At 35.0% G+C, this 23,638-nt stretch carries 22 protein-coding genes; 13 read left to right on the top strand and 9 right to left on the bottom strand.

All coding sequences use genetic code 11. From position 1 onward, the window contains the following. The first annotated feature begins 493 nt into the window (after nucleotides 1–493). Both DIT68_RS03105 and DIT68_RS03100 read left to right on the top strand, forming a co-directional pair. Complete coding sequence (locus tag DIT68_RS03105; RefSeq protein ID WP_109358361.1) at nucleotides 494–1,522, top strand: RHS repeat-associated core domain-containing protein; 1,029 nt, start codon at nucleotides 494–496, stop codon at nucleotides 1,520–1,522. Between the two features lie 9 nt (nucleotides 1,523–1,531). Continuing rightward, on the top strand, nucleotides 1,532–2,032 hold the full coding sequence (locus tag DIT68_RS03100) for a hypothetical protein (RefSeq protein WP_109358360.1): 501 nt from the start codon (nucleotides 1,532–1,534) through the stop codon (nucleotides 2,030–2,032). Nucleotides 2,033–2,098: 66 nt separating this feature from the next. Here the strand turns inward: DIT68_RS03100 and DIT68_RS03095 are convergent, their stop codons facing one another. Genes DIT68_RS03095 through DIT68_RS03085 form a run of 3 tightly spaced genes read right to left on the bottom strand, consistent with a single transcriptional unit; the run spans nucleotide 2,099 to nucleotide 2,936 of the window. Further along, nucleotides 2,099–2,392, bottom strand: a complete 294-nt coding sequence (locus DIT68_RS03095; protein ID WP_109358359.1) for a type II toxin-antitoxin system RelE/ParE family toxin — start codon at nucleotides 2,390–2,392, stop codon at nucleotides 2,099–2,101. After that, nucleotides 2,392–2,601: an addiction module protein gene (locus tag DIT68_RS03090; RefSeq protein WP_109358358.1), complete on the bottom strand. Its 210-nt coding sequence runs from the start codon at nucleotides 2,599–2,601 to the stop codon at nucleotides 2,392–2,394. Before DIT68_RS03090 ends, DIT68_RS03095 begins: the two co-directional genes overlap by 1 nt. Continuing rightward, nucleotides 2,598–2,936 (bottom strand): helix-turn-helix domain-containing protein, encoded by a 339-nt coding sequence (locus tag DIT68_RS03085; RefSeq protein ID WP_109358357.1) that lies wholly within the window; start codon nucleotides 2,934–2,936, stop codon nucleotides 2,598–2,600. Before DIT68_RS03085 ends, DIT68_RS03090 begins: the two co-directional genes overlap by 4 nt. A gap of 153 nt (nucleotides 2,937–3,089) precedes the next feature. Here DIT68_RS03085 and DIT68_RS03080 point away from each other — a divergent pair, with 153 nt between their 5' ends. The 6 genes from DIT68_RS03080 to DIT68_RS03060 all read left to right on the top strand — a co-directional run bounded on the left by DIT68_RS03080 (nucleotide 3,090) and on the right by DIT68_RS03060 (nucleotide 9,911). Then, entirely contained in the window at nucleotides 3,090–5,639 is a 2,550-nt protein-coding gene (locus tag DIT68_RS03080; RefSeq protein WP_109358356.1) for a CHC2 zinc finger domain-containing protein, read from the top strand. A gap of 118 nt (nucleotides 5,640–5,757) precedes the next feature. Beyond that, nucleotides 5,758–6,639 carry a tyrosine-type recombinase/integrase gene (locus tag DIT68_RS03075; protein WP_109358355.1) on the top strand — a complete coding sequence of 294 codons (882 nt, stop codon included), beginning with the start codon at nucleotides 5,758–5,760 and terminating at the stop codon, nucleotides 6,637–6,639. A gap of 15 nt (nucleotides 6,640–6,654) precedes the next feature. Continuing rightward, on the top strand, nucleotides 6,655–7,512 hold the full coding sequence (locus DIT68_RS03070) for a tyrosine-type recombinase/integrase (protein ID WP_199223371.1): 858 nt from the start codon (nucleotides 6,655–6,657) through the stop codon (nucleotides 7,510–7,512). A 5-nt stretch (nucleotides 7,513–7,517) separates the two neighbouring features. Continuing rightward, on the top strand, nucleotides 7,518–7,679 hold the full coding sequence (locus DIT68_RS16260; protein ID WP_158276096.1) for a hypothetical protein: 162 nt from the start codon (nucleotides 7,518–7,520) through the stop codon (nucleotides 7,677–7,679). Between the two features lie 834 nt (nucleotides 7,680–8,513). Continuing rightward, the gene (locus tag DIT68_RS03065) at nucleotides 8,514–9,404 is read left to right on the top strand and encodes an RHS repeat-associated core domain-containing protein (RefSeq protein WP_109358354.1); all 891 of its coding nucleotides are present in this window, start codon (nucleotides 8,514–8,516) and stop codon (nucleotides 9,402–9,404) included. 18 nt (nucleotides 9,405–9,422) lie between these two features. Then, nucleotides 9,423–9,911, top strand: coding sequence for a hypothetical protein (locus DIT68_RS03060; protein ID WP_109358353.1), 489 nt, complete (start codon nucleotides 9,423–9,425; stop codon nucleotides 9,909–9,911). A 45-nt stretch (nucleotides 9,912–9,956) separates the two neighbouring features. On the opposite strand, the gene DIT68_RS16475 is transcribed toward DIT68_RS03060, so the two are convergent. Beyond that, a complete protein-coding gene (locus DIT68_RS16475; protein ID WP_233244144.1) occupies nucleotides 9,957–10,115 on the bottom strand; it encodes a Txe/YoeB family addiction module toxin in 159 nt (52 codons plus the stop codon). 153 nt (nucleotides 10,116–10,268) lie between these two features. On the opposite strand from DIT68_RS16475, the gene DIT68_RS03050 reads away from it, so the two are divergent. Continuing rightward, nucleotides 10,269–10,442 carry a hypothetical protein gene (locus DIT68_RS03050; RefSeq protein ID WP_233244143.1) on the top strand — a complete coding sequence of 58 codons (174 nt, stop codon included), beginning with the start codon at nucleotides 10,269–10,271 and terminating at the stop codon, nucleotides 10,440–10,442. Nucleotides 10,443–10,589: 147 nt separating this feature from the next. Here DIT68_RS03050 and DIT68_RS03045 read toward each other — a convergent pair whose 3' ends face one another. Genes DIT68_RS03045 through DIT68_RS03030 form a run of 4 tightly spaced genes read right to left on the bottom strand, consistent with a single transcriptional unit; the run spans nucleotide 10,590 to nucleotide 15,776 of the window. Further along, nucleotides 10,590–11,810, bottom strand: coding sequence for a bifunctional 3,4-dihydroxy-2-butanone-4-phosphate synthase/GTP cyclohydrolase II (locus DIT68_RS03045; RefSeq protein WP_109358351.1), 1,221 nt, complete (start codon nucleotides 11,808–11,810; stop codon nucleotides 10,590–10,592). A 57-nt stretch (nucleotides 11,811–11,867) separates the two neighbouring features. Beyond that, entirely contained in the window at nucleotides 11,868–13,070 is a 1,203-nt protein-coding gene (locus DIT68_RS03040) for a glycosyltransferase (RefSeq protein WP_146194101.1), read from the bottom strand. Then, nucleotides 13,021–14,193, bottom strand: a complete 1,173-nt coding sequence (locus tag DIT68_RS03035) for a glycosyltransferase family 4 protein (RefSeq protein ID WP_109358349.1) — start codon at nucleotides 14,191–14,193, stop codon at nucleotides 13,021–13,023. The genes DIT68_RS03040 and DIT68_RS03035 overlap by 50 nt, the downstream gene beginning before the upstream one ends. Next, nucleotides 14,193–15,776, bottom strand: coding sequence for an LptF/LptG family permease (locus DIT68_RS03030; protein WP_109358348.1), 1,584 nt, complete (start codon nucleotides 15,774–15,776; stop codon nucleotides 14,193–14,195). The genes DIT68_RS03035 and DIT68_RS03030 overlap by 1 nt, the downstream gene beginning before the upstream one ends. A gap of 408 nt (nucleotides 15,777–16,184) precedes the next feature. Here DIT68_RS03030 and DIT68_RS03025 point away from each other — a divergent pair, with 408 nt between their 5' ends. The 3 genes from DIT68_RS03025 to DIT68_RS03015 all read left to right on the top strand — a co-directional run bounded on the left by DIT68_RS03025 (nucleotide 16,185) and on the right by DIT68_RS03015 (nucleotide 20,213). Continuing rightward, the gene (locus DIT68_RS03025; RefSeq protein WP_109358347.1) at nucleotides 16,185–18,422 is read left to right on the top strand and encodes a hypothetical protein; all 2,238 of its coding nucleotides are present in this window, start codon (nucleotides 16,185–16,187) and stop codon (nucleotides 18,420–18,422) included. Between the two features lie 261 nt (nucleotides 18,423–18,683). Then, a complete protein-coding gene (locus DIT68_RS03020; protein WP_317133889.1) occupies nucleotides 18,684–19,697 on the top strand; it encodes an ATP-binding protein in 1,014 nt (337 codons plus the stop codon). Nucleotides 19,698–19,985: 288 nt separating this feature from the next. Then, the gene (locus DIT68_RS03015) at nucleotides 19,986–20,213 is read left to right on the top strand and encodes a c-type cytochrome (protein WP_109358346.1); all 228 of its coding nucleotides are present in this window, start codon (nucleotides 19,986–19,988) and stop codon (nucleotides 20,211–20,213) included. Nucleotides 20,214–20,857: 644 nt separating this feature from the next. Here DIT68_RS03015 and DIT68_RS03010 read toward each other — a convergent pair. After that, on the bottom strand, nucleotides 20,858–22,297 hold the full coding sequence (locus tag DIT68_RS03010) for an ATP-dependent DNA helicase (RefSeq protein ID WP_109358345.1): 1,440 nt from the start codon (nucleotides 22,295–22,297) through the stop codon (nucleotides 20,858–20,860). Nucleotides 22,298–22,731: 434 nt separating this feature from the next. On the opposite strand from DIT68_RS03010, the gene DIT68_RS03005 reads away from it, so the two are divergent. Next, nucleotides 22,732–23,628 carry a hypothetical protein gene (locus DIT68_RS03005; protein WP_109358344.1) on the top strand — a complete coding sequence of 299 codons (897 nt, stop codon included), beginning with the start codon at nucleotides 22,732–22,734 and terminating at the stop codon, nucleotides 23,626–23,628. Nucleotides 23,629–23,638 lie beyond the last annotated feature (10 nt).

The raw sequence follows: 23,638 nt of genomic DNA, 5'->3' as shown, positions 1-23,638 counted from the left end.
GGTCTTTTTTCTTTCAATGGAATACAAAAAAATCACGCCACAGCCTTGTGTTGTCTACAAAAAAATGCTCGTAAACTTGTGCATTTTTTGCACGCAACATAGGTCGTTGCGTTTATCGTCGGAACTCCTCAAAACTTCTGCAACTTCCACCCTCACTCCATTCGCGTGCGTTCGCAGCTTCGTTTTGCCACTTCTATTGCGTAAACTCCATAGTCGGAACACACTCCGCTTATCAGATGTTTTTTCCCTTCGCTTAGCTCAGGTAGGTTGCTCTGCAGGCTCCTGCCGAGGGCGGCTCTTCGTCAATGTTGAATAAACAATTTTTTCTTTTTTAACTAAGATCTTCCTGGCTCCAGACTTCTCCTTTTTTAATAAACTTTCTCTGTGAAGAGTTTATTAAACATCGTCAAAGAGCTGTTATCCCAGGCGTGATTTTTTTTCTTTCACTAGAATTTTCATTTGAAAGAAAAAAACACTTAATTTAGAGTTCTCAATGGGATGCAAGAAACTGACATATAACGAAACTTTATCACCACTAAAAGTGGTGTGTAATAATTTGAATGTCAGCGGAATTAGTTGTGTGGGTTCATACCGTTATGGCTTCAATGGGATGGAGAAAGATGATAACATTAAAGGTGAAGGAAATAGCTATGATTTTGGGGCCAGGATTTATGACCCAAGAGTGGGGAGATGGTTAAGTAGAGATGCGTTAGAAGGTAAAAAACCATTTTTATCACCTTATCAAGCTTTTAAAAACAATCCTTTAATGTATACTGATCCAGATGGTAATGATGAATATTTATCTTATATAATTACTAACGAAAAGACAGGTAAAACAACTCGTTTGGATGTTCTTACAGCTCACTCGACTAAGATAATAGCATTCGGTAGTTCTAAAGATGTTCATTCCAATAATTATTATGATTTCAGAACTGTTAAAACAATCACACAGCATCAGGATGGAACGACTTCTATTACGACCAATTATGAAATTCTATATGAGGATGGAATAAAAGATTTTGATCTTTCTTATGGATCTTCAAATGTAAAACCAAATGGATATATAAAGGATGAAGCTGATGGTTGGACGTGGGGAGTTGGTTTATCTCCAGAAACACAACCTGGTGGATTTAGGTTGACCTCAGATGATGGCGGAGCTTCCCCCACAAAAACGATATCAGAAAATGATGTTGAGAGTCGAGACATAGGAGATTTACTTGATGCATTAGGTGCATTAAAGAACGGAAGTTTAGGGAGTGATGATGCGGATAAAATAAAGGATATCGTAGATATGGTTCAAGATTTGAATGAACTTGTTCCGCTTGATGGAGGTGGAGGCACGGGAAGTGGTTCTGCTTCTTCAAGTTCTAGTGGTGAGAGCCCAAGCAATGGAGTTAATAATGATAGTATTTGGGTAAAACAAAAGCATACGTGGATTACTCCGGCTGGTCGAGATTCGAAAATTGATTCAACAAAAGTTAAAAAAGGTGAGGAACATAAGGTTTCCAATAGAGTAAAATAAAAAAAACATATGAGAAATATTTCATTCAGCTTACTGGTGATTTTAGGATTTTCAGTAATAAGTTGTTCAGGGTCTTTAGAAAAAAACAAAGCCTTACAGAAACAAATTACTTTACTCAAATCGAAGAATGACAGCTTGAATCATATTATTGATAATAATGTATGGATTACGGACAAATTTAACTCTGAAGGGAATTTAGTGCCCATAACCTTATCTCGAAGTATAGATTATATTTTGGGAGACACAGTAAAGATTTATGGTACTCTTGGAATACAGGATGTTGACAACCTTTCGTTATCTGTTAATATAGAGGGTGGTATTAATATTAAGGTCGACAGTACTTTATTTTGGACTTACAATTATGTTCCTACCGCAACAGGTATCGATAAGCTTGAAGGTTATTACTTATTAAATATTAAGGGAAATAAAAGTAGATTAATGTTCAAACATTTATTACATGTTCATGATAACAAAAATTCGCTACTGAAGAGTATAACGGGTGATAATTAGTTTGCATCAAATTACAAAGCCCCCAAGCTGCCGCGAGAATTAGCGCAGCTTCTCGTGGCCTTGGGCTTACCTTTTACTCCACTTCTGTGGACTTCTAGAAGTATGAAAAATAGCAACAATAATGATTTCATTCTCAATGATATTAAAATGCACACCGTAGGGAAATTTCTTTAAAAAAGCGACTCTGGTTTGATTGTACCGAATTTGAATCTTCAAAGGATTTTTCTGAATATTTTGGATGGTTTTAGAGATGTGTTTTTCAAAGGTGAGACCTAGGTTGTCTTTTTGATCTTCATACCAAAGAAAAGCATCTCTGATATCGAGCTCGGCAGCTTCTGAAATAGATAAAGAATACTCCATTATCGTTTAAAAATATCTTGTTTGGCTTCACTCCAGCTTCTTGTTTTCATTTTGCCTTCCTCTACAAGTTTTAATCGCCTCTCAGCTTCTTGTTGCTGTTCTATAGGAATATCTATTTCATCCGATACCGAAACATAGTCAAGGGTCTTGATAAAGCTTAAAAAGGCTTTAAACTTGGTTTCATCGATATTTAAAGTGATTTGTTTCATGATGCGTAGTTTTGACGAGTTTTATAATCTCTAATCACTGAATCAATCACAGAAAAGAGATGTGTTCTAAAGTCGGGTTTCATATTTTGAATTTCCTGTAATCGTTTTAATGTGCTTTTGTCAAAAGATGCATTGATGCCTTCTCCAACTAAATAATCTAGTGAAACATCAAAAGCATCAGCAATCTTTTTTGCAGCATCTACTGAAGGAATGGCAATCCCTCTTTCGTATTTACTAATCATTTCACGAGATACTGTGCTTTGATTAGCTAAATCTGTTTGCGACCATCCTTTTTCCTTTCTAAGATTGGTCATTACTATCGCTATTTTATCCATAATAAGCCTGTTTTGCGTCTATTAATCTTAATTCCTTACAAATATACGGCATTATTAGACGATAAAAAATAAGATAATTACTTGTTGTTTTGGAAATATAATCTATTTTTGCGTCTAATAGTTACATAAAAAATAAATTAAAATATTTTTCAAATGAACATCCCATCCCTCAAAAGCAAACTCGACATTCTACAGATCGGAGAAGAGCTTGGAATAAAAATCGATAAGCATGGAAAAGCGCATTGTCCTTTTCACAATGATAAAACACCAAGCTTTCAGTTTTCTAAAGAAAAGCAAATTGTTACGTGTTTTAGTGGGAATTGTTCGGCAGGAACAATGGATGTAGTGGAACTGGTGAAGAAATACAAATCTTTAGAACTTCCTAAAGCTTTGGATTGGTTACAAGAGAGAACTGGAGAAGTAAATCAAGAAAATTTAACCCAATCCCAAACCGCAACAAAACCAAACTACCAAAGCGACTTCCAACAAATGCAAAGCAGTTTTCTAGCCAGTAGCACAGCAAGAAAATATGCAGAAAGCCGAAATCTTGATTGGAAGAGTCTTGAAGTCGGTTACAATGCTTTTAAAAGTTCAAGGTTTAATTATTTACGTGGTTGCATTACTTTTCCTTTGAAAAATGAAAAGGGAGACATTGTCTCTTTGTATGGCAGATCAGTAAGAACAACTGGAGGAAATCATTTTTATAGTAAAAACAGAATTGGACTTTATCCAGGCTATCCAAATAGAGGAACAAAAAAACTGATTTTAACCGAAAGTGTAATTGATACGGCTTCACTTTTAAATAATAAGGAGATTACAGAAAGCTTTGCTTTACTATCGCTTTACGGCACAAACGGCCTTACAGCTGAACATATTCACGCCATCCAACAAATCGAAAGTTTAGAGGAACTTATTTTGTTCTTTGATGGCGATCCGTCAGGAAAAGAAGCCAATTTAAAGCATGCGAAGTATTTAAAAAGCTTGTTTTCAGAAACCACAATTAGAATCGTTCAAACTCCTGAAGGAACAGATATAAATGAACTTTCTGGAAGTCATGATAAGGGAATTTTCTCTGATTTAATCAATAAAGCTGAATCTTTTTTCTTTTCAGTCGATCCCGACACTTCGGGAGACACGCTTTCAAAAGAGCAAGAAACAGTTGAAAACAAAAAACTACCTGAATCTACCCAAAACACTTACAAACTCGATACAAATCACAAATACAATTTAAAATACCAAACCGATACGGCTAAATATGAAATCAAGGGAGGAATAGCCAAAAACGGGCTGGACAGACTTGTAATCAGTTTACATATTATCCACCTTGAAACAAGGAAAAAGAGCCGTGTAAGACTGGATTTATACGAAGATAAACAAGTAGAAAAAACGGCTAGAGAAGCTTCTGAAAAATTGGAATTAAGAGCAGATTTATTGGAACAAGATTTAAATTACTTAGCAGATCTGCTGGATGAATATAGAGAACAAGAAATAAAAGAGAAAGAAGAAAAGGAACAGGAAAAGCATTATGTAGTTCCTGAAGATGAGAAAGAGGAAGCTTTTAAGCTTTTGAAAAGCGATGATCTGATCCAAAAGATTAATCAGCTTATTGGTCAGTCTGGAGTAATTGGAGAACAGGGAAACCGAGTATTTTTATTTTGTATTGCAGTCAGTCATAAATTTGAAAACACACTCCATGCTTTAGTTCAGGGAAGTTCTGGAAGTGGGAAAACGCATCTTGTAAGACAAATTACGGATTTTATGCCACTCGAAAACGTGATTCGTTTAACCAGAGTTACCGAGAGCAGTTTTTATAATTATGGAGAGTATGATCTGCAAAATAAACTGGTGGTTATTGAAGATTATGACGGCTTAAAGGATGAAGCTGAGCTTGCTTTTAGAGAACTTCAAAGTAATGATGAGTTAAGAAGTTCTGTGAGTGCAAAAGATACTGAATATGGAAGTTACAGAACTCAAATTAGAGTTGTAAAAGGTCCAATTAGCAGTATGGCAGCCACAACAAGAGGCGCAATTTATGAGGATAATCTAAGCCGTTGTTTTGTGATAGCGGTGGATGAAAGTAAGGAACAGACGGCCAAAATTATAGATTATCAAAACAGAAGTGCAGCAGGAGAAATAAAAACCAATCAAAAAGATAAAATTCAAACGCTCCTGCAGAACTGTATCCGATTATTAAAACCAATGGAAGTTATTAATCCTTTTGCCAGTAAAATAAAATTACCAGAGCAAGCTTTTAAAATCCGAAGACTCAACAGTAACTTTCAAAGCTTTGTAAAGCAAATTACGCTACTCAACCAGTATCAGCGCAAGAAAGACAAACAAGAACGCCTTATTACAGCAAAAGAAGATCTTCAAATCGCAATTGAAATTATGTTTGATAGCATCATCTTAAAAGTGGATGAACTGGATGGGAGTCTAAGGCTTTTTTATGAGGATCTGAAAGCGTATGTAGAAACCAGAGGAAAGGAATATGAATTTACACAGCGAGAAATCCGCCAGGATCTAAGAATTAGTAAAACCCAAATGCAGCGTTTTATAAATGACCTTTTGGAGTTAGAATATATCGAAAGAAAGGGAACAGGAATGCATGGAGCAACAAAATATAAGATCAGTTACTGGGATGATAATACGGCTTTAAAACAGCGCATCAAGGACAATCTCAAGAATCAATTAACCCAGTTATAAAGAGAATAATCTATGAATGAATCGATTTAGGTTCGGTTTTGGGTCGATTTAAAAGGTGTAAAATCCAATTAAATCAGTACTTACAGAAGAAATCGACCCAAGACCCAAGAAAGTGTGTATGGAAGAAATTGAAAAGGCAGTCAAAAATTTTAAAAGTCATTTAGAGCGTTTGGGTTATTCTAAAAGCACGGTTTTAATGCTTCCCTCTTGCGTAAAGGAGTTTTTAAAGGTTCAGCAAATCAAAAATATACCGGCAATCACTTCCGAGCAAATCCAAACCCATTATGAGTATTTGCAAACCAGGCCCAATAAAAGAAAACCCGGAACGCTGAGCGAAAACCACATTAACCATCATATTTACGGCTTAAAACTGTTCTTTAAATGGCTGGAAGCAAACGGAAAAATACAAATGAATCCAATCAGCGGTCTTGAGTTCGAGGCGCCTAAAACAAAGCCAAGAGAAATCTTAAGTTTAAAGGAAGTAGGTGAGCTTTATGAGACTTGCGAAAATCACTGGCAAAGAGCTGTTTTGGGAATTTATTACGGCTGTGGCCTTAGAAGATCTGAAGGAATTAATTTGAATATAAAGGATGTTCACTTTAGGAGTTCACTTCTGTATGTTAGAGAAGGAAAGGGAGCAAAAAGAAGAGTTGTTCCAATGAGTGAAAACGTAAAGAATGACCTTCTAAACTATGCTTTAAAAGAACGCAGATCAAAGCCAGGGGAAACAGCTTTTCTAACAGGACAAATGGGCAGAAGAGTAAATCCAAAAATGCTTGTCAAAACGCTGAAAGAGTTGATAGATAAAGCACAATTAGAGAAGGCGGATATTGAGCGAAGTCGAAATATAAGCCTTCACAGTCTTCGCCATTCCATCGCTACGCATTTACTGGAGAATGGTTTAAGCATAGAAAACGTAAGAGATTTTTTAGGACACAGCTTTTTAGAAAGCACTCAGATTTATGCTAAAGTGAGTAAAAATCAATTGGATAAACTTTAAGAAAAACAATAAACTATGAAACTAGAAGACTACTTAAATAAACGCCACACTAAAGGCACAGCAGATAGATATTTACGAGACATACAGATTTACCAAAAAGCAAATCCAAACCATAAAACAGCAACTTACAGCGATATTATGGACTATATCGGAAAGCTAAGAGAACAGTATAAAAATCCGCAGAGCGTAAGAACGATTTTATACAGCTTAAAGAAATATTACAGTTTTCTAGTGGCTGCCGACCTTCGGCAAGATCATCCTTGCAAGTTTATCAATTTAAAAGACAAACAAAATAGAAATATCCAACTTCAAGATTTATTTACAAGTGATGAATTAGAACAGCTTTTAGACAGAAAAGAGCGGTATATTAATTTAAAAACCAAGAATCAAGTTGTTTTAAGTTTACTGATTTATCAAGGCTTAACAACTGGAGAATTAACAAGAATAGAACTTAAAGATCTTGATTTAGAAAAGGCTGAAATTTACATTAAATCTTCTTCAAAATTGAACAGTAGAACTTTGAAATTAAAATCTAAACAGATCCTCATTTTTCATAAGTACATTACTGAAGTTAGACCAAAAATCATAAAAAGAAAATCCAATATTTTAATCATCAACAAACTCGGAAACCCTGAAACTGGAGAACAAATCAGTTATTTAGTGGGAACGTTTAAGCACTTATTTTTAGACAGAAATCTAAATCCAAAAACCATCCGCCAAAGCGTGATCACCAATCTTTTAAAATCTGGAAATGATTTAAGAGTTGTTCAAGTTTTTTCTGGCCATAAATATCCATCAGCTACCGAGAAATATAAGCAAACGAACGTTGAGGAGTTAAAAAAGGAGGTTCAAAAATATCATCCATTAAAATGAAAGACATGAAAACAGAAGAGAACACAAGAAGAGCTTATATTTTGAAAAAAGATGGTTCTAAGCATTGGTTTGACATTCCAAATGAAACGGCAGAGAAAGTTTTGCGATTACAGAAAATGTTTAGAGAAGATGCTAAGAAAAAGGCTTCGAATGAAAGGAATAGCTAAAGAAAAAACGGGGGAAATATGGTATTCCTCACGTACTCACTTTATTCATAAAACACAAAAACAAGGGTAATACAGAGCTTCGCTGCGCTTTCGCCCTTGTTTTTGTCGTTTCGTTACACAAAGCTTTTGCAAGCATTGCTTCACTTCACTTGTTTTATTCATTACGTTGCGTGCGCTCGTCATTCATGGCTACTTTGTCTGCAAGCCGTATTTTCGTGCCTCAATACAGCTTACATCCACCGCCACTTCTTGTTTGGCTCACCGCTGAGTCGCTTCGGGCTTCGGCTGTGTCATGCTTTTTGTAAAGTCAATTTAGCCCAACTTCTTCGTTCCTAAAAGTTGGTCTTTTTTCTTTCAATGGAATACAAAAAAATCACGCCACAGCCTTGTGTTGTCTACAAAAAAATGCTCGTAAACTTGTGCATTTTTTGCACGCAACATAGGTCGTTGCGTTTATCGTCGGAACTCCTCAAAACTTCTGCAACTTCCACCCTCACTCCATTCGCGTGCGTTCGCAGCTTCGTTTTGCCACTTCTATTGCGTAAACTCCATAGTCGGAACACACTCCGCTTATCAGATGTTTTTTCCCTTCGCTTAGCTCAGGTAGGTTGCTCTGCAGGCTCCTGCCGAGGGCGGCTCTTCGTCAATGTTGAATAAACAATTTTTTCTTTTTTAACTAAGATCTTCCTGGCTCCAGACTTCTCCTTTTTTAATAAACTTTCTCTGTGAAGAGTTTATTAAACATCGTCAAAGAGCTGTTATCCCAGGCGTGATTTTTTTTCTTTCACTAGAATTTTCATTTGAAAGAAAAAAACACTTAATTTAGAGTTCTCAATGGGATGCAAGAAACTGACATATAACGAAACTTTATCACCACTAAAAGTGGTGTGTAATAATTTGAATGTCAGCGGAATTAGTTGTGTGGGTTCATACCGTTATGGCTTCCAAGGACAGGAAGTTGATGATGAGATTAAGGGTGAAGGAAATAGCGTAAACTTCAAATATCGTATGCACGACCCAAGGGTCGGGAGGTTCTTTGCTGTTGACCCTTTGACAGCTGAATATCCTCACAATAGTCCTTATGCTTTTAGTGAGAATAATTTAATACATGCTATTGAGTTAGAGGGTTTGGAAATGAAACTAGTTTTTAATTCCAAAGTACAAAGTGATTTAATGAGAGCTGCTATTAAACTTTATAACGAAGATAAGAATTTTGAAAATCTGATGGCTACAGCAAAGGAAATAGTTGGCAAACCTTGGAAAGATAAAGATAAGAATGTCGATTGGGCTAAAAACTCATTAAACAAAGGAGGAGAAGAGTTAAAAACTGATTATAATAAAGACCCTGTTCCAGTGCTTTTTGATAATTTTCTAGATGATTCTGGTCTTAAGTTAGATTTAATTGAGGAAGTAGAAGAGGGCGTATGGAAACGAGAAGAAATGTACATTGGTAATGAAAATCTTAACAGTGGTTCAACGACCCAACCTAAAGAATCTGTTAGTCCAAGTGAAAAATCATTTGGTGAAAACATTTATGATACATTTCTTAGAGACGGCGCTATGGAAGGGGAACAAGGGTTTAACAATCTAGTTAAATTATTAAAGCTAACAATTAAACAGATTCCAGAAGCAGTACTAGAGGGGGTTCAAAAAGTTGCTCTTCCAATAATAATTGTAAACCCTAGTGATTTTGAAGAGATGCCTGACAAGGATAAGGTTTATTAAGTTAATTTATAGATAAAAATGGGTGGATTTATCATAAAAAAAAATAAGATTATTATTAATTATAATAAACACAATCGGGATATTGACTCTAAGGTTTTTTTATTAAAAATTATCGAAAAAGAATTAATCGAAAAAGAGTTTCATATTATTAATAAAAAATCTAATTTAATGAGTTTTTCACGTAACCAAATTGGTAAAAATGATGTTTCTGATAAACTAGGAGCATTTAGGAGAGTTCAGTATAGCGGTAAATATGAAATTGATTTTAAAGAAAAAAAGATTGAAATAATTATACAATTAAATTTCTATAAACAATTGATTCTAATTCTTTTATCCTTAGCACTACCTTTGATAGCTTTTAATGTAATTAATGGGGTTGAAATACTATTAACAGTTGTAGTATACTTTTTGATTTCATTTTTTTGGTTTTATTATTGTATTAATAAAGGAGTTTACCTTGCAAATCGAATCATATCTGATTCGTTACGTAAGTTCAATTTTAATTGATTAATTTGGTACCACCGCTCGTGCGAGACTCTCGTCCACGAGGAATTACCAATAATGTCCTTTTAAAGAAAGAACAACAACCTTATTCTCTTCTTCAAAAACTTCGTAAACAATACGGTGTTCTTTGTTAATTCTTCTTGACCAGTAACCAGAAAGCTCATGTTTAAGTTGTTCGGGTTTACCAGTTCCAGTGTAAGCCCCCAAGCTGCCGCGAAATTTAGCGCAGCTTCTCGTGGCCTTGGGTCTCCAAACATAAACCTCACTCCAAAAAAGCCAACAAAAAAAATCACCATTCCACACTTTGACTGAATAGTTTTCACTATCTTCTTAAGTTTTAACCCAATAAATCTAAATCAAATGAGTAGAAATTATAGATTTCACAACCCTGAAGCAGCCTATTTTGTAAGTTTTGCCGTAGTAGAATGGTTGGATGTATTTACTAGAAACGAATACAAAGATATTTTGATTGACAGTTTACATCATTGTCAAGAAAAGAAATTCGGCAGTAATAAACCGTTCCATCAAATCTAAACAGTAGCATCTCACGACTGTACGATGCTACTGTAAACAACTCAACCATTGAGCTTTAAATAGTCAAAACTCCAACTCCAACTCTTCAACGTTAATAATTAAACATTAATCCTTAAACATTAATCCTTAAACATTAAAAGTTAAAAGTTAATCATTATTCTTCACCTCAATGGTATGTCCCATTCGGTCTCTTTTAGTTTCCAAATAGAATTTATTGTGCTTATTACTTTCGATTTCTAAAGAAACATTTTCTACAACCTCCAAGCCGTAACCAATCAATCCAGTTCTTTTGGTTGGGTTGTTAGACATTAAACGCATTTTGCGCACATTTAAATCACGAATAATTTGTGCTCCAATTCCGTAATCTCTTTGGTCGCCTTTGAAACCCAACTTTTCGTTTGCTTGAACAGTGTCATAGCCTTCTTCTTGAAGTTTGTATGCTTTTAATTTATTCATCATTCCGATACCACGACCTTCTTGATTCATATAAACAATCACACCTTTTCCTTCTTTTTCTATCATGCGCATTGCTTCGTGAAGTTGTGGTCCACAATCGCATCTGCAAGAACCAAAAATATCTCCCGTCATGCAAGAGCTGTGTACTCTCACCAAAACAGGTTCGTCTTTGTCCCATTCACCTTTTATTAAAGCCAAATGTTCTTCTCCGCTGTTTTTATCTTCGTAGGCAATCATTTCGAAATCTCCGAACTCTGTTGGTAATTGAATTTTAACCTGACGTTCAACTAAGCTTTCTTTCTTTAAACGGTATTTAATTAAATCTTCAATTGTAATGATTTTAATTCCGAACCTTTCTCCGATTTTCACCAATTCTGGTAAACGCGCCATTGTCCCATCTTCATTGAGGATTTCAACAATAACACCAGCAGGTTTAAATCCAGCCAAACGCGCTAAATCAATTGCTGCTTCGGTATGTCCAGCTCTTCTTAAAACTCCACCACGTTTCGCTCGTAAAGGGAAAATATGTCCTGGCTTACCTAATTCCTCAGGTCTGATGTCTGGATCTATTAATGCCTTCACTGTTTTGTAGCGGTCCATTGCAGAAATTCCTGTCGTACAGCCATGACCGATTAAATCTACAGAAACTGTAAATGGAGTTTCGTAGGCTGCTGAATTCGATTGAACCATAAGGTCTAAACCTAATTCATCACACCTGTCTTCTACAAGTGGTGCACAAATTAATCCTCGACCATGTGTAGCCATGAAATTTATAATCTCTGGAGTTACATTTTCAGCTGCGGTAAGGAAATCACCTTCGTTTTCACGGTCTTCATCGTCAATAACAATAACAACTCTACCTGCTTTTATGTCTTCAAGCGCCTCTTCTATCGTATTCAATTTATATTGCATTGCTGTTTTCTAAAATTTAGTGCAAATTTACGATAATAAAGCCGGATAATAAACTCATTACTTCATTAGTTGGACGAGTTTGTCCGTTACTTTGCTCCATTCATAATTTTTAACAATAAATGAACGTCCATTTTCGATGATTTCCTGTTTTAGTTCAGGACTTTCGTTCAATCGTTGAATTTGAGCTGCAAACTCCTCTGCACTGTCCGCAATCAAAATCTCTTGATTGGGAGTGGCTCCAAGGGCATTATTGGCCATGCTTGTTGTAATGCACGGAACTCCTAGCGCCATTGATTCTAACAGCTTATTTTGTAGTCCAGTACCTAAAAACATTGGCGCAACAAATATTTCCGCACTTCTGTAAGCATTTTGAATATTGTCTACATATCCTGTTATCTCTACTTGATTTGAAGTTAATTTAGTGACTTCTCTAGACGGATTTGAGCCTGCTATTTTTACTTTTATTTCTGCCGAAAGTAAAGGGAGTATTTCGTTAACGATAAATTGTGCAGCGGTAACATTAGGCGGATAAGACATATTTCCTATAAAAACGAGATCCACATTTTTCGTGATGCTAGGATTCGGCTTTAGGAAAGAGTCATCCACACCATTGGGAATAATTTCAATGGTAGACCTGTTTTTGTGAAAAATATACTGTTTGTCTTGCTTTGAAATTATAGTATGGTGTTCGAAGTATTCGAAAATTGAATTTTCATAATTCATTAAACACTTATATTCACTTTCGAAAATGTATTTTTTGATCCATTTGGCATTTAGAGATCGCCTTTCAAGTCCTTTTGATAAGGCATCCATGTAATCTATTGTTTTCGGACAGTCATGATAATTTTTTGCATATTCAGCCGCTCGTATTAGTTGGCAATAAATATGGTCGGGTTGAATTTCCGAAAGAAGTTTGTTGACCTTTTGTTGAATGGAATAATGGTGGAAATAGCCCACTTGAATAGGCTTTCTGCTGAATAGTTTTGTCGATACACCAATGAGCTTTTGAAGGGAATTGATGGGGAAAACATGAATCGCCTTACAAAATGGACCTAATTCATCAATGTGTTTTTCCTCAACTTTTTGCTCGGAAGTACTAATTAAATGAACTTCAAAATGCTTCGCTAACTCCTTAATTTGATGATATGCACGCAGTTTATCTCCCTTCTCAAGTGGAAAAGGAAAACGCGAAGTGATAACCACTAATTTCTTATATGTCTTTGATGAATGCAAGGAGTCTTCGTGTAATTTTTTCTTCACTATAATTGTTGCGAATATACAATTTGGATTGGGTCCCTAACTTTTTTCTTAACTTTTCATCTAAATGAAGCTTGTACATTAATTCTCGAAATTCATTAGGATCATCGGCAACCAAAACCTCTTTGTTATGGGAAATATTTACACCACGAATTCCCTCCGAGGTGGTGATTATTGGTTTTCCCATTGCCATGTTTTCTAGTAGTTTAATTTTTAAACCACTTCCAGATTGCATGGGGATAATACAAATTCCATGATCGGAAATAAATTCAATAGCATTTTTAATTTCGCCGCAATTGACTAGAGTAGGGTGGCTAAATTCTTCTTTTTTTAAGCTTTTTCCACCAACATAAAATTGAGTTCCTTTTAACCCTTCAGGAATGACTTCCTTAATCATCCACTGAATTCCTTCTTGATTAGGCATCCAATCCATAGCTCCTAAGAAATAAAAGTCCGATTTTGAATAATCTGCTGGAGGAAAATTTGTTTTTACTGAGGTAGGAATAGCGGTGGTCATGACTTTAGGCTCAAACTGTTGGAAGAATTTCGCGTCTTCTTCGGTGATGGATATAATACCATCGACTTTTGAGAGTTCATTCACCTCGAAAGTGAGCAACTGTTTAGCTAGTTTTCTATAATACCATCCCTTCAGTAAAGAAGGCGTATTTTCGCTCATTCCAGCCCAAATTTGATGCTCAATGTTGTGTGTTCTTACGATAACTTTTATTCCTTTTTCTTTGAAAAGCTGTAAATAGGGAAGTAGGTATATACTTTCTAAAATGGCTACATTGTAATTTCCTCTATCCAGTTCTTCTTTTACGTTTTTCGCTATTCCCTTATCATAAAAGCGGCTTACATTGTAGGATTTATTACGAATTAAATGACTTAAAGCTCCCCAAATATTCGTTTTTGTATCTACATATCCCGCATGAACATCCATTCTACTTAACCAAGATTCTGGATAGCTTTCTGCGCTAAACGTGTGTTTGTGGGTGTATAAGGTAAAGTGTGTAACCTTCAAACTTGGCGTTGAAAGCAAAGATTTCAAGATGCTTGAAATTGCTATACAGCCCCCATCTTTTAATGGGAAAGGTGGTTTGTTTGAAAAATGAAATACCTTAAGCATTATTCCTTCGTCTTTTTCTTTTTAAATATTTTTGGTAGAACAACAACACTTCTATCATTGGCAGCGCTGCGCAATAATAAAAGCGCTACGGGCGTAAGAATAATATTTGGTCCCCACATTCCGAAAAATGGTAATATGACCCCGTTGTTAGCCATTCCGTCTCCGATGGTGATCAGAACAAAATAGACCATAAATAATAGAGCAGCTATAACAACTGGAGCACCAAATCCTCCTCTTTTAACAATAGCACCTAATGGCGCACCAACAAAAAACAAGACGATAATAGAGAAGGATAGAGCAAATTTTCTGTGAAATTCAATTTCAAATTTTCTTAATTGCCTGTGTCGATTTTCTTCTACATCAATATGTCCTTCGAGCCCTTTAATGTTGTTTCTTAATTGTGTCTTCATGTGACTCATTGTGTTTACCCTTTTCTCTTCTGTCATATTTTCAAAAGTGTAAACGGGGGTAATGACCAAAGAGGAATCAATTTTTTTACCTGGAATAATTGTATCGGTTTCCAGCTCTTCTGCATCTGCTGCAGTTGGCAATTCACCTGCAAAAACACGTTTTATTTGATTTTGTTTTTTGATTTGGGCATCAATTTTTGCAGAATATTCTCTTTGCTCAATTCGAGCGCTGTCAGATAAAGTACTATTATTAAACTCAATGGCTTGGAAATAGGGATGTTTTCCTTTTGTATTTGTCGCCAATACGTCCATTAATTTGTTATACACTAAGTGTAAGGAGTCTACAGTTTCGTTGATTTGAAAAACATTAAGCATTTCATAATCATTTTTAAACATGTCGTCTTTTGTGCGCTGCAGCTTAAATCCGCTCATGTCCATTTTGTAGGTTGCAGTTTTAAAATCTGATTTTCTACTTGGAAATATACCACTAGTAGCACCTTTTTTGTCTTGAAAATCTGGGGCGCTTTTCAACTCTTCAATTACATCTCCATTAAAAAGTTTGAAGAACAAAAATTCACCATTTTCAGATTGGTAAAATTCCCCAGAATCTGCTCTAATAGTTTTTAATTCACTACTTACTCTTCGGTCGTGAATTATGATGTCTTTAAATGTGTTGTCTTTACCCTCTTTAATTTTAATACTAAAACCATCAATTTCTTGAGTATAAGAACCTGGTTTTAAAAAGGAAGTCATCTTTTTTTCTTGTATGTCCCAAATTATTGAGTGCCATTTATAATTGGCAATGGGAATGACATAATTTGAAAAGTAGAATGTTCCAATCGCAATAAAAATAACAACAGCGGTTAACGGTCGTAAAATCCGATAAATGGAAAGTCCACTGGATTTTAAAGCTGTTAATTCGTTAGATTCTCCCAAATTTCCCATTACTATCAACGAAGAAAGTAAAATAGCCAAGGGCAGTGCTAAAGGCAATAAGCTCGCAGAGACATAGAATAAAAGCTCTAGGATGATGCTTATTTCCAAACCTTTGCCCATTAAATCATCAATGTATTTCCATAAGAATTGCATGACAAGCATAAACATGGAAATAAAAAAGGTCGCTAAAAACGGCCCCACAAATGATTTTATGAAAAAAATACTGAGTTTTTTCATGCTTTTTATTCAATTGCGAATGTACTGATTTAATTTTTATCGAAGCGCAATATATTGGGCTTATTGAAAATAAATGACGAAAGTTTTAACCTTAACTTTCAAGGCTTTTATAGCGCGTTGTAAATCATAAATAATTGCTAATGAGAGTTTATTATTTTGAAAGGAGACAGTTAGGAGATTTTTATTACAAATAATTTCATTTTTTTATTTACCCACTTTTAAGTTCATTTTTTAGATTGATATAAAACGGTTGATTGGTGATTTAATATGGTGCCTTGTACTTTTGACTTTTGTTGATGGCTTTCATGCTATTAACTTTGGTTTTGACTGCAGTAACAACAATTAGCTTGTTAATAACTACTCTCTTTCGTTCTGAAAAAGCTAAATCTTTTTTACATATTTGTGCTTATGAAAAACTTTCGTTTGATCACCCTCTTTTTTGTTGTAATCGGATTTTTAGTAAATGCGCAAGAAGACTACTTTTTATCTCCTCAAAGTAAAGCCTATCTCTATCATACGGTGCGTAAAAGTCCTATTTTAGAGCAAAATATCGGAAGATACATCGTTTATCAAGGGGAAGAAATTACTTTGCCTAACGGGGATATAAATTATGACTCAACCGAACAAAGAATTATCAATCAGCCTGATCTGTTGGCTATTTATTCTCATGAAATTAGCCGTTCACCCAAAGGGATTTTAGCGGAGTTATCCAACAAAATGGCCATTTGGGAATTGAACAAATTATTGCAATCAAGACGAAGTAATAGTTTGGTTAAAGATGGTAATTTAAGCGATTATGAGCGTTTTGAGGATTTGTTGATGAGCGAGCTTCCGGAGCAAGCAAAACGCATGAAGAAAGAAGACCTGGTAATGAACAAGAGGGTCGAAAAACTGACCAACCCAACGTTGACCTTCAAGGATAAGATTGCTATTTTGGATGGGTTTGGAAGTTGGTCAGAAGAGCAGAAAAAACAAGTGATTGTTGCGTACAATCAGGCTGTAAACAAGTGGGTAGGAGACAGAACCCAACAAATATTCAAGCAATTAGGAGGTAAAGCGGATTACTTCAAAAATGTTTTAACAGCGGCAGGAGATGGGTCTACAACTTCGGGTTTATTCGAAGAAAGAGAGAAAGACGAGCGCGGAAGATGGAATAAAGGATTACCCAAAGCGGTTGGACTTTTTCCATATGAGCCTTACATAGGAATAAAGCCAGATTCAAAAAAGAAAAAGGCTGAAGTTTTATCTATGGGTTATACGACTCACAATTTTGAAACCCCTGGAAGCGGTAGAGAAACAAATATTCATTTGGATGTTTGGGGATATAATTCCGAAAAGCAAACCACTGTCGTAATCAGAAAAAATGGTAATTATTACCCACTTTTTGGAGCAAGCAATACACGTTTTCTTTCCCCCGATTCTAGTTTTGGCGGTGGCGTGACATATTATTCACTCATTGCTAAGGTGAAACAGGATATCAATGATCTTGAAGATAAAATTAGTGGGAAAAGAGGAATCGATTATCAAATTAAATTTTTGGAAAGTAAAGTGGACGGTTTAAAACTAACCATTGATAAAACAGAAAAAGAACTCAACGATATTCGCTATAGCACAATTATCACGAATCATGAAAAGTACAAAACAGATTCGAAACGTAAAAAGAGAAAAAAGAGACAAGAAAAAGTTGTGCAAAGCTATAACCAACTAAAAAGCATTGAAAACACAATTAAGAAGTTAAAGAAAGAAAAAGAAGACATTCTTTGGAGTAAATCGATTTTGAGTAAAAAAATTCAAAAAATGTATGATCTTATTGGTAGAAATTGGATTCCTTTCAAAGAGGTAGATGGTTATTACTTATTTGAAGATTCTACAAGTTTTAACTTATTTACTCAAGAGTTTGTTTTTCCTGCAACAGAGAAAAAAGAGACTTTCGATGTAACATTGTTGGCTATGCCATTGTCACACATGAGTAAAAATTATGATGAAGTTATGTTGCACATCAATATCACTGATGCTATACCTTTATATAGGTCTCAAGTTCAGTTGCGCATAAATGATTTGTTCGATGTGGATCAATACGAATTAAATCAAGCTTCACTTTTTGAAAAACAAGACTCCATAGCTGTGGTAGAGTTTTTTGAGGCGCTTTTAGACAAGAAAAAAACGTTTAAAATTATTTCGCGTGGAGGAGGAGTAGGAATGATGAAAAATGACAGGGTGGTAATTAACTATTCACCGGAGGAACTTTCAAATTATCCGGGAAATACGGTAGAGGAACGATTAGCAGCAAAAGAAGATTCAGTGTTTAAAACCTTAAGAACAACGGAAGTGATTATTCATATCGATAGAGAGATTTTAATGCAAGTGAATAGTTTTACTGATCCTGTGCGCAGCAATTTTAAACCAAAAGAGGAGGACTTGCTTGGCTTCATGAATCAAAATAAATTAAGCGGAAATCAAATGTTAAGTGCTTACAGAGCTCACTCCACTTTAAAAACTTTGAAAAGTGAGTTGAATGTTTTAGCAGGTCATTATTTACCGCGAGATAAAGCAACAAAAGTGATCGATAGATTGAACAAGGCCATTGATAAATCTAGGATTACCGTTGGAGCGACTTCTGTGAAATATAAGACTTTTGAGGAGTAATAACAGCAAACTAGTAATAGAAAATCCATCGAGGACTAATTTGATTCATCATCAAAAGTGATTGTATTCACCAAAAGTTATATCTTTTGGTGAAAACAATCACTAATAGTTATAACTTTTGGTGAATAGGTTTAGAAGTTGTATTCTAGCTAAAAATAAATTCATGTTTAAAAGAACTATTAAATCCGTAATAGAAGCTAAAATAAACAAAGGGAAAGCAATTATCCTTGCAGGCCCAAGGCAGGTTGGGAAACAACTTTAATTAGAGAAATCATCAATCAAAAAGAGTACTTATTTTTAGATGGTGATGACTCCACAGTTTTGAGTTTACTAAAATCTCCGAATACTGAACAGATCAGGAGTATTATTGGAAGTTATAAATTGATTTTTATTGATGAAGCACAAAGAATCGAAGGTATTGGGCTAACATTGAAAATAATAACTGATCAATTTAAAGATGTTCAACTATTGGTGAGTGGATCCTCTTCATTTGATTTAACTAATGCTTTAAACGAACGACTAACAGAACGAAAATGGGATTTCGAATTGTTTCCTGTCAGCTGGGAGGAATTTGAAAATAAACGGAATTATTTAATAGCAGAACAACAACTAGAAAATCGGTTGCTTTATGGTTTTTATCCAGATATTTTAAATCATCCTGGTGAAGAGAGAGAGTTGTTAAATCAATTGGTTAGTAGTTATTTATATCAAGATATTTTATCATTCTCAAACATTAGAAAACCTGAAGTCCTTGAAAAGTTAGTTCGAGTATTAGCGCTACAGCTGGGTAATGAGGTTAGTTATAATGAATTAGCCAAAACGATTGGCATCGATAAAAATACGGTGGCAAATTACATTGATATTTTAGAGAAAGGTTATGTGGTTTTCAAATTGGATAGTTTCAGTAGGAACGTAAGGAACGAAATTAAAAAGAATAAAAAGATTTATTTCTATGATAATGGAGTTAGGAATACTGTGATAGGAAACTTTAAGCCTTTGGATTTACGACAGGATAAAGGAGCGCTATGGGAGAACTTTTTGATTTCAGAAAGGTTGAAACAAAACACCTATAAAAATACGAATACTAAAATGTACTTTTGGAGAACCAAGCAGCAACAAGAAGTTGATTTAGTAGAAGAAAAGGATGGTGTAATTACTGGATTTGAATTTAAATGGAAAGCCAAGAATAATTTGAAATTGCCAAGAACATTTGTAAATGAGTATGGAGCAAAAGAAGTAATAATAGACAGGAGTAATTTTAGGAATTTACAGTGATCTCAGATTAAATATTCATGTTTGAAAAACCATTTTCTTAACCTTATTTAAAATCAATATAAATGACTATTTTCTTGTGTGTTACAGTATATATATTGCATTGGATTACTTTAGAATTTAGTACTTTAGAAGAGGTTTTAACTATATAAAATAGACGATGATGAGACTTCTTATTCCAATAATTCCAGTTTTACTGTTTTTAAGTTGTGGCACGGATAAAATACAATTATTCCTGCAGCCAACATTGTTCCTGAGCGGGGAGAATTAAGTCAAGATTCTAAAATATTCTTGGGCAATCGACTGTTTTCTGAAAAGACCTGCATAAAATGTCATGACATAGATGCAGAAAAAACAGCACCTTCGGTTGTAGAGATTATGACTATCTATAAAGAAAAAGGGGGTAACATTGTTTCATTTTTGAAAGGACACGCTCTTCCCATCGTAGATACAACCGCTGCTCAAGTAGCTATAATGCAAGAAAGTATTGATGGCTTCTTGAAAAAAAATATCCGATGAAGAATTAGATGCGCTAGCTACCTAGTGCTTGGTCGGAAACAGACGATTTTTACAAATTGTATAGATTTTGAGAATTATTTTATTTTTATTTCTTTAGGAGATGCCTTAGCATCAGCCGACAAGAAAAAAGATAAAATAAACTCAAAAGATTCAATTTTAAATTTGAATGCTTGTCGGGAACTTTACCAGCAGTTTAATAAATTACAATAGAAAATGGTTTTCTCTCAAATTTGACAAGATCCTTCCATTGTTGAAAATCATAATTTTCACCAATGATCAGGATGATAGTTGTGGGAGTTAGAGAACAAACGAGAGGAAAAAAACAAAAGCGCCAGAGCGCTTTTGTTTTTTTCCTCTCGTTTGAAATATGCCCCTAGCCTAATGTCATCCTGAAGTAAATTTCTTTTTCAATTTGTTGAAAATAGAAATTTGCGAAGGATCTTGTCGGTTCACCGCTTAATCACATACTTGATTAGATATATTTACTGGTAAAGAACCGGATAGGCATTTAAATTTGTTGTGTTTCCGTCCAAGCACTGCCTATATGTTATATGTTGATGAATTAAGTAAACGGTAATTTCGTTTATGAATGCTAAGTGGTTGAATCACTTAATATTCATTGATCTCACCTTTGAAATCAACCCTTAAATCTCTTCCAGATTGTCGTTAAAAAACTGACCATTAAAGTTGACCAAATATAGTTTGTCTGTCGCTCTTGTTAGTGCGGTGTAAAGCCATCTAAAATAGGACTTGTCCAACATGTCTTCTGTTAAGAATCCTTGATCTACAAAAACGCACGCCCATTGTCCACCTTGAGACTTGTGACAAGTTACCGCATAGGCATATTTTACTTGTAGAGCATTGAAATATTGATCTGCCATAATCATTTCATAGCGTTTTTTCTTGTTGCGCTCATGTGCATAGTCTCTTTCCACAGCAAAAAACAATTCTTTCATTTTGTTTCTTGGGAGGTTGGGACCTTCTTCATCCAGAACTTCCAGCATGATTTTTACTTCAAATGTATCCGCTTTTGGATAGTCAATAAGTTCAATAACAGCATCAACGAAATCAAAACCGTATATCGATTCCCGGTTCTTTATTCTAATTACTCTTATGGTTTCCCCGTTGGCAATAAATCCTAAGGGTGAGTTTTCACCCAACCAGAAGTAATTGTTTCTGACGACCATTAATAAATCATTGGCCACTACTTTTTCATCAAACCAAAATATTCTAGATCTGATTTGTTGATTAAATAGGTTGGCTCTTTTGTTACTCCTTGTAATTACTAAGGTATCATTTACGCCATAATTAGAAATGGAAGAGTCTAGTTCATCTTCCAAATCTCCTCCTTCTAACCGAATTAAATCATTTTTGCCGCTCAAATCGAAAGAAGGGTAGGTGTTTTCAGGTGCCGAACGCAGTGCCGTGGCATTTTTTAGAATGTCAGAGCCTTCAGCTTGACGCAGTACCTTTGATAATTGATAGCCATAAATCTCCAGTTGCGAATAATGGTCCGCCATGTATTCAATATTTAAAGCTGGACTAAAATCTGATCCTACAGGAGGAAGCTGACCTTCGTCACCGATTAAAATTAGTTTACAATTTTTACCGTTGTATACAAAGTTGACCAAATCTTGAAGTAAATTCTGCGAACTGATAGAACCGTCATTACTTTGAGTATAATCTCCAATCATGGAGGCTTCATCAACCAAGAAAACTGTATTTGTATGAAGGTTCGGCGCAACAGCCAAAACAACACCCCCTCCGGGCACTTTTTCTCTTCGGTATATCTTCTTATGAATGGTGAAAGCCAGTTTGTTTGAACGCTGAGCAAATACTTTAGCCGCTCTTCCTGTTGGTGCAAGGAGAACCGATTTACGTTTTAATTCTCCTAAAGCCTTGACATAGGCACTTAAGAGACTTGTCTTACCCGTTCCAGCATATCCTTTTAGGATAAAGAGGGATTGACTATTCGGCTGAACATAAAAATCACAAAGTTGTGTCAATAATTCATCTTGACTGGGTGAAATATCAAATTCAAAATGCCTTAAAGTAGCTTTGTATAAATCTATGTGGATCGCCATGCTGCTAAATTAAGGGTATTATCTCGAAAATTGATTTTTACCTTCGAAATATTCCTTAGTGGCTGGGCGCAATAGTCCCGAAAATTGGGTGTTAATTTTAATCTGTTTTTGAATGGGCTCTCGTATTAATGTAGAACTAAATTAAAGGAACAGCACTTTCGGCTCAAAAAGAATATTCAAGAAAAGAGGCTAGAGGAGATCGTGTATTTGCCTTGATTCGGTTTGTAGTTTTCTTGATCTACTTAGTATTTCATACTTTAAAAATGGCCACGATTCAATAATTTGATTTTTTACGGTGGAATTAATGGTCTAAAATGATGTTAACGCCAATCTGTTGATTAAACGGTATAAAAAATCTATGTTTTAATTCAATGACATTTCAAAATTATTGTAGATTTGTGCAGATAGTAAATGAATTTAATTAAGATTGAATAATGAATAATCAGTTTTCTGTATTTGTAAAGCGCTACTTAATTGCAGCGATAATTGCTGTTTTTGGGGTTGTAATGGTTGTAATAGGAATGAATTCCAATCAAGATTCTCTGTTTATGATGGCGGCTGTTAACCTCTTAATAGGTGGGCTTTTGGCTATATTGTTTAGTGCTGGAATTTTAGGAAGAAACATCGTTCTGGGAATCGGTTTTGTTTGTATTGCTGCTTCAGTTTACTTTATGGTGGAGTCATACAACTCAGTGGAAAGAACGCAAAAACACCAAATGGATTACGCAAGATCTGAAGCTTTAATGCGTCATTCTCTTATTCAAATTAGAGACATACAACGTGCTCATAAGTCAAAAAACGGATATTATGCCGCGGACTTTAAGGAGTTAAAGGAGTTTTTTGAAAATGATAAAATTCAAAAAATTGAAGCCTTAGGGTCTGTACCTTCTCGTAAATTGACGGTTGTAGAACGTGATGCTTTATACGATGATAAACGTGCGATTGATAAAAACATGACAGAGCGTGAAGCAGCTCAGTTAGCAGTTTTAGGAAACCCAGCAAATGCCCAAGATTTAGCAGGATTTAAACGTGATACTTTACAGGTGTATTATAAAGATGAGTTCTTAAACTCAAGATCTAGAAAAAGAGATCGTGAAGCTTTAGGTTTAGGAAAGTTTGATATTGATGAATTAAAGTATATTCCAATGACAGATCCTAAAGAGGAATGGACAATGGAAACACGCAAAGACTTCCCATACCTTCAAAATGATACAATTTCTACAATCTATGTTTACGGAAAAGAAGCGGTTTCTAGATTCGAGGACGGGACAAGAAATATTGTTGGATTTGGTAACTTGTCTACAAGTTCAGATAAAGGAACATGGGAATAATATTTAAAAC

The sequence above is a fragment of the Brumimicrobium oceani genome (assembly GCF_003143775.1).
GTDB lineage: Bacteria > Bacteroidota > Bacteroidia > Flavobacteriales_D > Crocinitomicaceae > Brumimicrobium > Brumimicrobium oceani.
This window is presented reverse-complemented; position numbering and strand designations above follow the sequence as displayed.